At 69.1% G+C, this 12,502-nt stretch carries 13 protein-coding genes; 5 read left to right on the top strand and 8 right to left on the bottom strand.

All coding sequences use genetic code 11. The features are described from left to right. Nucleotides 1–83: 83 nt before the first annotated feature. From ACTJJK_RS13875 to ACTJJK_RS13845, 7 genes are all read right to left on the bottom strand, one after another. Nucleotides 84–761 carry a 2-dehydro-3-deoxy-6-phosphogalactonate aldolase gene (locus tag ACTJJK_RS13875; protein ID WP_036148546.1) on the bottom strand — a complete coding sequence of 226 codons (678 nt, stop codon included), beginning with the start codon at nucleotides 759–761 and terminating at the stop codon, nucleotides 84–86. After that, on the bottom strand, nucleotides 758–1,693 hold the full coding sequence (locus tag ACTJJK_RS13870; protein WP_051884916.1) for a 2-dehydro-3-deoxygalactonokinase: 936 nt from the start codon (nucleotides 1,691–1,693) through the stop codon (nucleotides 758–760). The genes ACTJJK_RS13875 and ACTJJK_RS13870 overlap by 4 nt, the downstream gene beginning before the upstream one ends. After that, entirely contained in the window at nucleotides 1,683–3,161 is a 1,479-nt protein-coding gene (locus ACTJJK_RS13865; RefSeq protein WP_440730501.1) for an N-acyl-D-amino-acid deacylase family protein, read from the bottom strand. Before ACTJJK_RS13865 ends, ACTJJK_RS13870 begins: the two co-directional genes overlap by 11 nt. Then, nucleotides 3,158–4,015, bottom strand: coding sequence for a MurR/RpiR family transcriptional regulator (locus tag ACTJJK_RS13860; protein WP_200875822.1), 858 nt, complete (start codon nucleotides 4,013–4,015; stop codon nucleotides 3,158–3,160). Before ACTJJK_RS13860 ends, ACTJJK_RS13865 begins: the two co-directional genes overlap by 4 nt. A gap of 111 nt (nucleotides 4,016–4,126) precedes the next feature. Further along, nucleotides 4,127–5,416 carry an amino acid deaminase gene (locus ACTJJK_RS13855; protein WP_440730500.1) on the bottom strand — a complete coding sequence of 430 codons (1,290 nt, stop codon included), beginning with the start codon at nucleotides 5,414–5,416 and terminating at the stop codon, nucleotides 4,127–4,129. 17 nt (nucleotides 5,417–5,433) lie between these two features. Further along, nucleotides 5,434–6,210: an SDR family oxidoreductase gene (locus tag ACTJJK_RS13850; protein WP_031371935.1), complete on the bottom strand. Its 777-nt coding sequence runs from the start codon at nucleotides 6,208–6,210 to the stop codon at nucleotides 5,434–5,436. 7 nt (nucleotides 6,211–6,217) lie between these two features. Beyond that, entirely contained in the window at nucleotides 6,218–6,385 is a 168-nt protein-coding gene (locus tag ACTJJK_RS13845) for a hypothetical protein (protein ID WP_161786109.1), read from the bottom strand. Between the two features lie 462 nt (nucleotides 6,386–6,847). On the opposite strand from ACTJJK_RS13845, the gene ACTJJK_RS13840 reads away from it, so the two are divergent. From ACTJJK_RS13840 to ACTJJK_RS13825, 4 genes are all read left to right on the top strand, one after another. Continuing rightward, nucleotides 6,848–7,255 carry a RidA family protein gene (locus tag ACTJJK_RS13840; RefSeq protein WP_031371933.1) on the top strand — a complete coding sequence of 136 codons (408 nt, stop codon included), beginning with the start codon at nucleotides 6,848–6,850 and terminating at the stop codon, nucleotides 7,253–7,255. Nucleotides 7,256–7,476: 221 nt separating this feature from the next. Then, complete coding sequence (locus ACTJJK_RS13835; RefSeq protein WP_440730499.1) at nucleotides 7,477–8,832, top strand: Gfo/Idh/MocA family protein; 1,356 nt, start codon at nucleotides 7,477–7,479, stop codon at nucleotides 8,830–8,832. A 300-nt stretch (nucleotides 8,833–9,132) separates the two neighbouring features. Next, entirely contained in the window at nucleotides 9,133–10,209 is a 1,077-nt protein-coding gene (locus tag ACTJJK_RS13830) for an arginase family protein (RefSeq protein WP_440730498.1), read from the top strand. A 9-nt stretch (nucleotides 10,210–10,218) separates the two neighbouring features. Next, complete coding sequence (locus ACTJJK_RS13825) at nucleotides 10,219–10,698, top strand: RidA family protein (protein WP_440730497.1); 480 nt, start codon at nucleotides 10,219–10,221, stop codon at nucleotides 10,696–10,698. Between the two features lie 18 nt (nucleotides 10,699–10,716). Here the strand turns inward: ACTJJK_RS13825 and ACTJJK_RS13820 are convergent, their stop codons facing one another. Continuing rightward, nucleotides 10,717–11,451, bottom strand: coding sequence for a helix-turn-helix domain-containing protein (locus ACTJJK_RS13820; protein ID WP_440730496.1), 735 nt, complete (start codon nucleotides 11,449–11,451; stop codon nucleotides 10,717–10,719). Between the two features lie 110 nt (nucleotides 11,452–11,561). Between ACTJJK_RS13820 and ACTJJK_RS13815 the strand changes: the two genes are divergently transcribed. Then, on the top strand, nucleotides 11,562–12,500 hold the full coding sequence (locus ACTJJK_RS13815; RefSeq protein WP_223620730.1) for a 4-hydroxyproline epimerase: 939 nt from the start codon (nucleotides 11,562–11,564) through the stop codon (nucleotides 12,498–12,500). The last annotated feature ends 2 nt before the right edge of the window (nucleotides 12,501–12,502 follow it).

Genomic DNA, 12,502 nt, shown 5'->3' with positions numbered 1-12,502 from the left:
CCGGACTGTCGAGAAAACCCGGGTTGCCCATTTCTAGCCCGTCGTCAGCGGCCGGATGCTTGGGGGCGTGACCGGGCGATCGCTTACGAACGCAAGCCGCGCGGTGTCGGTACCGATTCCAGCCACGCTTCGTTGAAGGCCTGCGCGGTCGAGGCGACCTGCGGCGCGGTCGTGCCGGGCTTGTACAAGGTGCCGCCGATGCCGAAGCCGATCGCGCCGGCCTTGCGCCAGATCGCGAGCAGGTCGGTGTGGATGCCGCCGACCGGCAGCACCGCGGTGCCTGCGGGCAGCACCGCGCGCAGGGCGCTCAGCATCGCCGGGCCGAGTGCATCGGCCGGAAACAGCTTGAGCCCGTCGGCGCCGGCGTCGAGGGCGGCCAGGCATTCGCTCGGGGTCGCCGCGCCCGGCAGGGCGAACAAGCCGCAGGCCTTGGCGTAGCCGATCAGCGCCGGATCGGTGTGCGGGCAGACCATCAGGCGCGCGCCGATGCGGACCAGGGTGTCGACTTCGTCGGCGCGGCGCACGGTGCCGGCGCCGAGCAGGATCGCATCGCCGAAACGCCGTTGCAGGCGGGCGATGCTCTCGAACGCATCGGGCGAATTCAGCGGCACTTCGATGATGCGCCAGCCCGCATCCCACAGCGCTTCGCCGACCGGCAGGGCCTCGTCGGGGGTGATGCCGCGCAGGATCGCGACGAACGGCGACTGGACGAGCCAGGCCGGCAGCGTGCTCGGCAGGGGCAGGGACGTGGCGAGGGTCATACGAATCGGGCTGCCTTTGCGATGCGCCACAAGCCGCGGCAAAACGCGGTGTCGCCTTCGATGATGTAGTGGGGGATGCCGTAGCGGCGCAGCGCCAGGGCGTAGGTCGCGGCGAGCTTGGCGCCGCCGATCACCGCGACTTCGCCGCCGTCGCCGGGTTCGTTGTTGGCGGCCAGGCACTCGTAGCCGATCAACAGGCCGGACAGGAACGCCGGCAATTCCTCGACCGGCGCGGCGTCGCGGACGTTGCGTGCGCGCACGCCGAACAACTGGTGCAACCAGTCGGGACGTTCGCGCGCGGTGTCCAGGCCCTTGATGAAGCCGCGTTCCGACCAGGCCTCGGCCGGCAGGCCGCGCCCGAGCAGGCTGTGATGCAGCAACAGGGAATAAATCTCGCCGGTCGGATAGGTCGAAAACCCGACCACGCCGCCGCCGTCCAGGGTCAGCCATTTGCTGTGCGTGCCCGGTGCGGCTACGCGTCGCGTTCCGGGCGGCACGCCGAGCGCCTGGGTCTCTTCGCCGCGCATGACGTCGTCGAAGCCATCGCTGGCGCCGCTGACGCCGGGCACGATCGCGGCGCGGCGCTGCTTGAACGTCAGCGGCTGCAACGCCGAGGCGAGCGCATCGGCATGGGCGGGCAACGGCGCGTACGGCGCTTCCTGCCAACCGTTGCGCGCGCCGACCATGCCGGCCAGCAAGATCGGCGCGTCGCCGTCGTCGAGGTCGACGCTGAGCAGGTCGTCGAGCGCGGCGGCGAAGGCCTCGGGCGAATGCAGCGAGGCCATGCCGCGCGCGCTCTGGCGCGTGGCGATGATGCCGCCGAGCGCGTCGAAGGCGTGCACGCGCAGATGGGTGGAGCCCCAGTCGACGCCGATCAGGGCGATCGCGGTGCCGGTGTTGGGGGCGTTGCGGTGGAGCGATTCATCGAGCATGGCGTTCCTCCTCGCGGCGCAGGACGCGGCCGCGGCGTTCGCCGGTGGCGTGGGCATCGCGCAAGGCGCAGGCGCCGCCGACCCAGACCGCGCGGATGCCCGCGGCCGCTTGCTTGGGTTCGGCGAAAGTGGCGCGGTCGGCGATGGTGTCGGGATCGAACAGAACCAAATCGGCGGCGAGTCCGGGGGCGATGCGTCCGCGCCGTTTCAGGCCGAAGCTGTCGGCCGACAGCGAGGTCATGCGGCGCACCGCTTCGGGCAGATGGAACAGGCCCTGGTCGCGGCAGTAATGGCCGAGCACGCGCGGAAACGCGCCCCACAGGCGCGGATGCGGGTGGGCGTCGTGCGGCAGGCCGTCGGAACCGATCATGGTGCGGTCGTGGCTGAGCACGCGGCGGACGTCGTCCTCGCGCATCTGGAAATACACCGCGCCGGCCGGGTGCAGGCGGCGCGCGGCTTCTTTCTGGTCGACCCGCCAATCGGCGGCGATGTCGCCCAGGTCGCGACCGGCCTGTTCGGGGTGCGGCGTCGACCAGCTCACCAGGATCCGGATCAGCCCGTCGACGTAGTCCGGATCGAGCACGGTCGAGCCGGCGGTGTAGGGATAGGCGTCGAGGCCGACCCAATGGCGGCGGCGGCGTTCGTCGATGCGCGCCAGGGTCTCGACGGTGCGGCCCCAGTTCGCGGGGCCGGCGCATTTGTGATGCGACAGCACGACCGGGGTGTGCGCGGCTTCGCCGGCGTCGACGGCTTCGTCGATCGCTTCGAGCACACCGTCGTATTCGTCGCGCAGGTGCGAGGCGTAGACGCCGCCGTGGGCGCCGCTCTCGCGGACGAGTTCGATCACTTCGCTGTTCGGCGCGGCCCGGCTCGGCTGGTAGAACAGGCCGCTGGAGAAACCGATCGCGCCGGCCTGCATCGCCTCGCGCAAGCGCACGCGCATGCGTTCGATCTCGGCATCGTCGGCGGCGCGGCCGAGGTCGGCGACCTCGGCGATGCGCAGGGTCGAATGACCGACCATCGCCGCGACGTTGACCGCCGGGCGCGCCGCATCGACCGCTTCGAGGTAGTCGCGGAAGCGTTCGAAACGGAAATCGGCCTGGCCTCCGATCAACGACAGCGGCGCCGGCGGTTCGCGGTCGGCGCGCCATGGCGCCAGGCTGATCCCGCAATTGCCGGCGATCACCGTGGTCACGCCCTGGCTGAGCTTGTTGAACACGCCGGGGTCGTCGAGCACCGCGCGGTCGTCGTGGGTGTGGACGTCGATGAAGCCCGGTGCCAGTGCGAGCCCGTGTGCGTCCTCGCGCTTGCGTCCGTGCAGGCTGTGGGGCGCGCCGATCGCGGCGATGCGCTCGCCGTCGACGGCGACATCGGCGCGGTAGCCGGGGCCGCCGCTGCCGTCGAGCACCCAGGCGTCGGCGATGACCAGATCGAAGGTGGCTGCCGCCGGTGCGAATTTCGCGCTCATGAGCGGCCGGGAACCTGGGTGCGTTCGACTTCGGCCTTGGCCCGGCGCGCCTTCTCCAGCACGCCCGGTTCCTGGCGCAGCGCGACTGCGATCGCCAGCATGTCGATCACGGCCAACTGCATCAGCCGCGACACGCCGGGCGAGTATGGGGTCGCCGCGCTCGACGGCGGCAACAGCAGCGGCACGTCGGCGTCCCAACCCAGCGGCGCGCCGGCCTGGGTCAGGGCGATGATGCGCGCGCCGCGCTGCTTGGCGATGCGCACGCTGTCGTTGACCTCGGGGCTGCGGCCCGACAGAGAGATCGCGAACAGCACGTCGTTGGCGTCGAGCATGCCCGAGGCGAGCCGCTGCAGATGGCCGTCGCTGTGGGCGGTGGCGGCGATGTCCAGGCGCAGGAAGCGCAGGAAGGCGTCCTGCGCGACCACGCCCGAGCCCGAGCCGACGCCGATGCAGCACACGCGGCGAGCGCCGGCGATCAAGCCGGCGGCGGCGTCGAGCGCGGCCGGGTCGGTGCGCTCGCGTACATCGTGCAGGGCCGCGGAGATGCTGTCGCAGACCTTGTGCACCAGGGTCGCGGCGTCGTCGTCCTTGTCGATGGTGACGGTCTGGTAGGGCACGCCGACGGCCAGGCTGTGGGCGAGCTGGACCTTGAACTGGCGCAGGCCTTCGCAGCCGATCGCGCGGCAGAAGCGGGTCACGCTGGGCTCGGAAACATTGGCGCGTATCGCCAGCGCGCCGATGCTGGCGTGGATCGCGAAGTCCAGGTCGGCCAGCACGGTCTCGGCGACCTTGCGTTCGGCCGGACGCAAGGTGTCGAGCGCTCCGCGGATCTTGGGGATGAGGTTGTCGGACACGATGGGGTCGTTCCTCGGAAGATTGTCGATCGCGCCGATCATGCGGCGATTAGGGGGTATCGATCGCGTCGGTGGCGCGGCGAGCGGGTATCGATCGCGCCGATGGCGCGTTCAGAAGAAAGTATTGATGGCGCCGGTGACGCGATAACCGTCGTCGACCGTCAGCAGCACCTGCCATTTGTCGAACGTGGTGCAAGGGTGCGAAATGCCGGTGGCGACGAGATCGCCGACCTGCAGCGGATGATCGTGCGGCAGTTCGAGATAGGCATGCTGGTCGTTCATCTTGGCGATGCGCGCATCGCGCATGGGCGACGGCGCCGGCTCGCCGGGGCGGTGCCAGCACAGGGGCTTGGGCAGGTCGATGTCGTAGGACGCATCGCGCTTGCCGAGGGTGAGCAGGGCCAGACCCGGCTCCGGGCGCGACTGCACCGCCGCCCAGACTTCCAGCGCCGGCTGCAGGCCGTGGCGGAAGCTGGCGTCGTGGCGGGTGCGCATTTCCTGTTGCAGGCCGTGATAGAAGCCGTGGTCGGAGGTGAGGTAACACCCCGAGCGCAGCACGCGTCGCAGGGGGCGCGTGGTCGCGCCGACCGTGGCGAAGGCGTCGGCGACGAAATCGAAATACGCCGAGCCGCCGGCGCTGATCAAAATCTCCTCGCCGTCGAACAGGCCCTCGCCATCGCAGCGGCGGGTCAGCTCGACCAGCTCGGCGAGCAGGCCGCGCACGCGTGCCAGGTCGCTGTCGCGATCGGCGCCGACCCACAGGCCTTCGTAGCCTTCGATGCCGGCCAGGCGCAGCGCGGGGCTCGCGGCGACTTCGCGCGCGAGCGCCAGCGCGGCGTCGAGGCCGCGCACGCCGGTGCGGCCGCCTTCGGCGCCGAGCTCTACCAATACCGGCAATCGACGTTGAGGGGCGAGCCGCTGCATCACCTCGGCGAGGCGTCGGGCGCCGGCCGAGGAATCGACCAGGACCCAGGCCTCGAAACCGGGGTCGTCGCGCAGCAGCGCGGCCAGGCTTTCGATGTCGGCGATCGCGACCGGCTGATTGGCCAGCAGCACCCGGCGCACGCCGAACCGATGAGCGATGCGCAACTGCGGGATCGTCGCCAGGGTGATCGCCCAGGCGCCGGCATCGAGCTGGGCCTGGAACAACTGCGGGCTCATCGTGGTCTTGCCGTGCGGCGCGAGCAGGGCGCCGGCGCGTTCGACGAAATCGCGCATCCAGGCGATGTTGTGGGCGAGGGTGGACTCGCGCAGCACCGCGACCGGATACGACAGGCTGCCGTCGAGAACATGCAGGCCGAGCCCGCCGATCGCGTCCTGGCGCGTGGCCTGTTGCAACGGCAATCCCTTGACGCCGGGCAGCAACAGGTTCTGTCCGAGCTCGCGCAGTGCCGCGTTCATAGGTACGGCCCCAGTCATCAGTACGGCTCCAGGGTGAGTTCCGAAGCCATCACCCGGTTGCCGGCCATCAGGCCGCCGTCGACCGGCAGCACCGCGCCGCTGATCATGCGCGCCTGCGGCGAGGCGAGGAACCAGGCGGCTTCGGCGATGTCCTCGGGCGTGGCGAAGTCGCCGAGCGGGTACCACTTCTTCAAGTCCTCGAACACTTGCGGATGCTTGTCGGCGCGCGCCTGCCAGGCCTGGGTCTTGACCGTGCCCGGGCAGATCACGTTGGCGCGCAGGCCGAGCCGGCCGTATTCGATCGCGATCGATTTGGCGTAGCTGATCAAGCCGGCCTTGGCCGCGCTGTAGGCCGGATGGCCGAGTGCGGCGAGGCCGTTGACCGAGCCGATGAAGACGATGTTGCCGCGGGTACGTTTGAGCCCGTCGAGCGCCGCTTCCACCGTGCAGTAGCCGGCGTTCAAGTTCACATCGACGTCGCGCTGCCACGCGCCCGGCGCGGTGCCGGCCAGGCTCAGTCCTTCGGCGCTGCCGGCGTTGGCGATGACCGCGCCGATCGGGCCGTGCGCCTGGGTGACCGGCGCGAGTGCGGCGCGCAAGGCGTCGAGATCGGACAACTCGGACGCCGCGGTCAGCACCTGCCCGGGCGCGAAACTCGCGGCCAGCGCGGCCAGCGCATCGGCATCGCGATCGTGGGCGAGCACACGATCGCCGCCGACGACGAAACGGGTGAGCAATCCTCGGCCGATGCCGCCCGCGGCTCCGGTGATCAAGGTCAAACGGCTTTGGCTCATGGACGGATCATTCCTTCAATGGGGGCGCCCGCAGCGTCGGACCGAGCGCAACGAGGCGATCGGGAACCAGCGGGTGATGACGGTAGACCGGAATATCGCCGATAGCGGAGGTTTTGGGTGTGCCGAGCGAGGCGTCGGCACACTCTCTGCGCGAGGCGGGATCGTGCGAATCCATGTGTCCCCGTCGTGGCGGCCGCGCGGCGAAGGCGTGATCGTTGCGCAGGATTTCGGTCGCAGTTCGACGGTGAAACGGCGCAGGCACGGGCCCGATTGCGTGCCGGTCGCGTGCCGGTCGCGTAGCTCCGGCGCACGGCCGGACTCCCAGGAGCGGGGTGCGGCGAATGGATCACAGCGCGGTTCCCCTGGTCATCCGATCATTCCTGTAAATTTCAAACACAGATGGCTTGATGGGCAATGGAAATGTAGCAGAGGCCCTGATAAACCGCCATGGTGCAGTGCAAAATGCATCGTGAAAGTTTGTAAGATACTTTCACGTCGGCAACGGGAAGGCCTTGAATGTGCCATCCGACTCCGAGCGCCGCCGCCATGCTGCCCGCGATCTGCGAGTGGCGCGGCGGAGCACGCCGGTCGTCGTAGCTTCGCTCTTCCCGTTCCTCCCTATGCAGAGAGTCCATCCATGAGCGATTCCAATTCCATCGTCCGTTACGGCCTGGAGCCCAGCGGCGCCGGCGGCCAACAACTGCCGTTCTCGCCGGCGGTGCGTGCCGGCGACTTCGTCTACATCTCCGGCCAGGTCGCGATGAACGAGCGCGGCGAGATCGAACAGGGCGGCATCGAGGCGCAGACGCGCCGGACCATGGAGAACGTCAAGAAAGTGCTTGGCCTGGCCGGCTGCGACTTGAGCCACGTGGTCAAGATCACCGTCTGGCTCGACGACACCCGCGACTTCTGGAGCTTCAACCGCGTCTACCGCGAGTACTTCGGCGAGCAGCCGCCGGCGCGTTCGTGCGTGCGCTCGCAAATGATGGTCGATTGCAAGATCGAGATCGAAGCCATCGCGTATCACCCGCTGAGGGGCGCGTAGGGGCGAGGGGCGAGGGGCGAGGAGCGAGGAGCGAGGAGCGAGTAATAGCGAGGAGTGAGTAAAGAGGGCGAGCGGCGGATGCTGCCGCAGTTCGCGTGGTCTCGACTCGTTCCCAGTGCCTCACCTTTCACTTCTCACTCCTCGTTCCTCACTCCTCGTTCCTCACTCCTCACTCCTCACTCCTCACTCCTCACCCGCCCCCTACCCACCGAGGCACCTGCATGAACCGACGCGACTTCCTCGCTACTTCCGCGACCGCGGGCACCGTATTGGCCAGCACCGCGTTCACGCCGGCCTTCGCCCGCAAACGCTCGAAGTTGCGCCTGGGCCTGATCGGCACCGGCATGCGCGGCCAGGTGCTGCTCAAGGAACTGGTGCGTCGCGACGACGTCGAAGTCGTCGCGCTGTGCGACGTCGAGCCGATCATGCTCGGCCGCGCGCTGAAGATGATCGAGAAGGCCGGCCGGCCCAAGCCGACGACCTACGGCGAAGGCGGCGACAACGACGCCTACCGCAAGATGCTCGACAAGGGCGGCCTCGACGGCGTGATCATCGCCACGCCCTGGGAGTTCCATGCGCCGATGGCGATCGCGGCGATGCAGGCGCGCATCGCGGTCGCCTGCGAAGTGGTCGCCGGCATCACCCTCGACGACCATTGGCAGGTGTTGCGCACCCAGCAGAAGACCGGCACGCCCTACATGCTGCTGGAGAACGTGTGCTATCGCCGCGACGTGCTGGCGGTGCTGAACATGGTGCGGCAGGGCCTGTTCGGCGAGATCGTGCATCTGCAGGGCGGCTACCAGCACGACCTGCGCGCGGTGAAACTCAACAGCGGCAACCCCGAGCGCGCCACCGGCGGCGGTGTCGAGTTCGGTGCCAAGGGCTGGTCGGAGGCGCGTTGGCGCACCGAACATTCGGTCCAGCGCGACGGCGAGCTGTACCCGAGCCACGGCATCGGCCCCTGCGCGATGGTCGCCAACATCCATCGCGGCAATTGCTTCACCTACCTTAGCTCGTTCTCGAGCAAGGCGCGCGGCCTGCACGACTACATCGTCAAGCAGGCCGGCCCGGACCATCCGAACGCCAAGGTCAAGTTCAAGCTCGGCGACCTGGTCACTACCCAGATCGCCTGCGAGAACGGCGAGACCATCCTGCTGCAGCACGACACCTCGCTGCCGCGTCCGTACTCGCTCGGCTTCCGCGTGCAGGGCACCGATGGCCTGTGGATGGACATCAACGATTCGATCCACATCGAAGGCAAGACCACGCCGCACGAGTGGGACAAGGCCGAGGCCTGGCTGGAGAAGTACGACCATCCGCTGTGGCAGCGGTTCGCCGAGACCGCGGCCGGCGCCGGCCATGGCGGCATGGACTACTTCGTCGTGCATGCCTTCATCGAGGCGCTCAAGGCCGATGCGCCGATGCCGATCGACATCTACGACGCGGTCGCCTGGAGCGCGATCACCCCCTTGTCGGAGCAGTCCATCGCCGAGCACAAGACCGTGGAGTTCCCGGACTTCACCGAAGGCAAGTGGAAGAACCGCAAGCCGATCTTCGCCTTGAACGACCGCTACTGAGATCCTGCCTGGCCACGCAATACGCCGCTCGCCGTTGCTCCGGCGGGCGGTCGTCAAGCGAGGCATGGCATCGTCGCGTAACGCTCTCTCCGTTTCCGACCTCCACCCGGCGCAAGCCGGGTTTTTTTGCTGCGTTCCCGGTCGCAGCGCAGCAAGAGCAGGGGCGGCGGATCGGAAAGCTAAGACCACGGCCATGAATGGGCGGGCAGGCGACGCCGTATGTCTGTAACCTTTAAAACGGTGTTGACAGGTTCGATAGGGTGCGCATAACCTCTAAAAACACATTCAGAGGTTATTCGCATGCGCCTCGCGATCGGACCTGCCGTGCTCGGCGCGGCCTTGTCTTCGCTGCTGCCGGCCTGCGCGCAGCCTCCCGCCGCGACGCCTGCAGCCTTCAAGTCGGACCCAGCCGCCATCGTCGTCATCGATGCGCCCAGCAACCTGGGCTTGCGCCCGCCGGCGCCGGGTGTCGAGCCGGGCGTGCGTAAATTGCCCGAGGCCCTGCGCGCGACCGGCCTGTTGCAGCGCCTGCGTGCCCACGATGGCGGCCGCGTCGATGCGCCGCCTTATTCGCCCGCTGCCGATCCCGCGATCGGCTTTCGCAACGGCGCCGCCCTGCGCGACTACAGTCAGACCCTGGCCGACCGCCTGATCCCGCTGCTGGCCCAGGACCGGTTCGTGCTGGTGCTCGGCGGCGATTGCAGCGTGCTGATCGGCAGCGGTTTGGCCCTCAAGCAGCGCGGCCGCTACGGCCTGGCCTTCATCGATGCTCACGACGATTTTTCCTTCATCCGCGACCGCCGCCGTTACCACGGCTTGTTGACCGCGGCCGGTCTCGATCTCGGCCTGGCGACCGGGCATGGCCCGGCGGCGCTGTCCGACCTGCGCGGTCGCTCGCCTTATTTCCGCACCGGCGATGTCGTCCACCTCGGTCTGGTGGTGGCCGACCAGGACCGTATCGACTACGAGGTCGAGAGTTTCGAGCATTCCGGCATTCACGCCATCGACGCCGAGGCGATCCGCCGTCTCGGCGCCGAACGCGCCGGCCGCGAGGCGCGCGCGCGGCTGGAGGCGATGCCGACCGACGGTTACTGGATTCACCTCGATGCCGATGTGCTGGCCGAACGGGTGATGCCGGCGGTCGACTCGCCGAACCCCGGCGGCCTCGACTTCGATCAGTTGCGCGCCGTGCTCGCCCGATTGCTCGCCAGCCCGAAAGCGGTCGGTATGGAGCTGACGATCTTCGATCCCGACCTCGACCCCGACGGGCGCCTCGCGCGGCGCCTGGCCGACACCGTCGCGAGCGCGTTCGAAGACAGCGGCCGTTGGCCGCGGCAAGGCGCTGCAGCCACCGCATCGTCCGCGCCGGCACGCTGAGGCGTCACCGTGCAGCGACGCAGCTTCCTGCTGACCAGTGCCGCCGCGATGACCTGGCTGTCGGGCCCTGCCGCAGCACCGATGCCGGGACGCAAAGTCGTCGATGAAACCGCGGCGGGTTCGCCGACCGCGGCCGACGGCGAATCGATCCACGCCGCGCAACCGCACCCCATCACTGCCGCGACCCGGCTGCTGTTCGTCAGCGGCCAGATCCCGGTCGACGCGCACGGCGAGGCGCCGCAGGATTTTTCCGGACAATGCGTTCTCGCTTGGGTCAACCTGGAGACGCAGCTGCGCGCGGCCGACATGGACCTGCAGCACCTGGCGAAGCTGACCGTCTTCCTCGCCCGCGCCAGCGACCGCAAGCGAGAACGCGAGATTCGCCGCCGCCTGTTGGCCGGCCGTGCCGATCCCGCGATCAGCGTGGTAGTGACCGGTATCTACGACGAAGCCTGGCGCATCGAGATCGAGGCGACCGCGCTCGCCTGAACACGCCAGCGGCGTCGATCAGGCGTCTTCGCCGCCCGCGCTCCAACGACCGCTGCGCTGCAAGGCGCGGTACTCGCGCGGCGCCATGCCCACGGTGGCCTTGAACTGGCGCGCGAACGCGCTCTGGTCGGAGAAGCCGCAGGACTGGCCGACCTCGGCGATGCTCGCCTCTTCCTGCAGCAACCTCATTGCCGCTTCGATGCGGATCTTGGTCAGGGCCTGTTGCGGGGTCAGCTGGAACACGCGCTGGAAATGGCGTTCCAACTGCGCGACCGACAGCTTGGCCAGTTCGGCCAGCGCGGTCACGCGCAGCGCGCCGGCGAAATGCGCCTGCATGTGTTCGGTGACCCGGCGCAGGCGTTCGTAGGTCGGGTGATGGCCGTCGGGCGCGCCGAGGTCGCGCGACAGGCCGACCAGGCCTGTGCGGCCGTCGGCCAGAGGCAACGGGCGCTTGCCGGTCAGGCACCAGCCCGGTTGCCGGTTCGGGAACAAATGCACTTCGAGCTGGTTCTCGATGGTCTCGCCGTCGAGCACGCGCCGGTCCTGGATCGCATAGCGGCCGCCGAGGCGGGCCGGAAACAGCTCGGTGACGTCGCGGCCGATCACGTCCCCGCGCCGCTTCAGGCCGAGCCGGCGCACCAGGGTCAGGTTGGCGTGGCTGTAGCGGCCGGACGCGTCCTTGGCGAAGAACACCACGTCGGGCAGTGCGTCGCACAGGGTCTGCATGAGGTCGGCGGGAATCTGTAGGGACATGGGACCTGCTCCGGGCGGTTCCTCAACGATAGCCCGATTATGCCGAATTCCGCATCCATGACCGGCAAGGATTCCTAGACGCGCGAGGCCGACGACGCGAGCATGGCGGCATGCACAGCCTAGACATCATCGACTCCCACACCGGCGGCGAACCGACCCGGGTCGTGGTTGCCGGCTTCCCCGATCTGGGCGCCGGCAGCCTGGCCGACAAGCGCGAGCGCTTCCGTGCCGAATTCGACCACTGGCGCCAGGCCATCGCCTGCGAGCCGCGCGGTTCCGACACGGTGGTCGGCGCCTTGCTGCTGCCGCCGAGCGAGCCCGAAGCCGCCGCCGGAGTAATTTTCTTCAACAACGTCGGTTACCTGGGCATGTGCGGCCACGGCACCATCGGTCTGGTGCGCACCCTGCAGCATCTCGGCCGGATTCAGCCGGGCCGGCATCGCATCGAGACGCCGGTCGGCACCGTCGGTGCGGAGTTGCACGAGGACGGCCGGGTCTCGGTCGACAACGTCGAAAGCTGGCGCCATCTGGCCGGCGTGCGCGTGCAGGTGCCTGGCTACGGCGAGGTGGTCGGCGATGTCGCCTGGGGCGGCAACTGGTTCTTCATCGCCCGCGTCGCGCGGGTGATCTCGCTGCTGCACCAGCGCGAGCTCAGCGATTATTCCGAAGCGATCCGGCATGCGCTGGAAGCGGCCGGCGTGACCGGCGCCGACGGCGCGCCGATCGACCACATCGAACTGGAAACGCCGTCGACCACGCCCGGTGTCGACGCGCGCAACTTCGTCCTGTGCCCGGGGCTGGCCTACGACCGTTCGCCGTGCGGCACCGGCACCAGCGCCAAGCTGGCCTGCCTCGCCGCCGACGGCAAGCTCGCGGCGGATGCGGTGTGGCGCCAGGAGAGCGTGCTCGGCAGCGTGTTCGAAGGGCGCTATCGCCCGGGCCCGCGCGGCGTCCTGCCGACCATCACCGGCAGCGCCCACATCACCGCACACGCGCAGTTGTTGATCGACGAAGCCGACCCCTTCGCCTGGGGCATCGCGGCGAAGTGACC

Source organism: Lysobacter sp. 22409, assembly GCF_052045105.1.
In the GTDB taxonomy this organism is placed as follows: Bacteria; Pseudomonadota; Gammaproteobacteria; order Xanthomonadales; family Xanthomonadaceae; genus Lysobacter; species Lysobacter antibioticus_B.
Note: the sequence above shows the minus strand (reverse complement) of the source record. Positions and strands in the feature narration are given on the sequence as shown.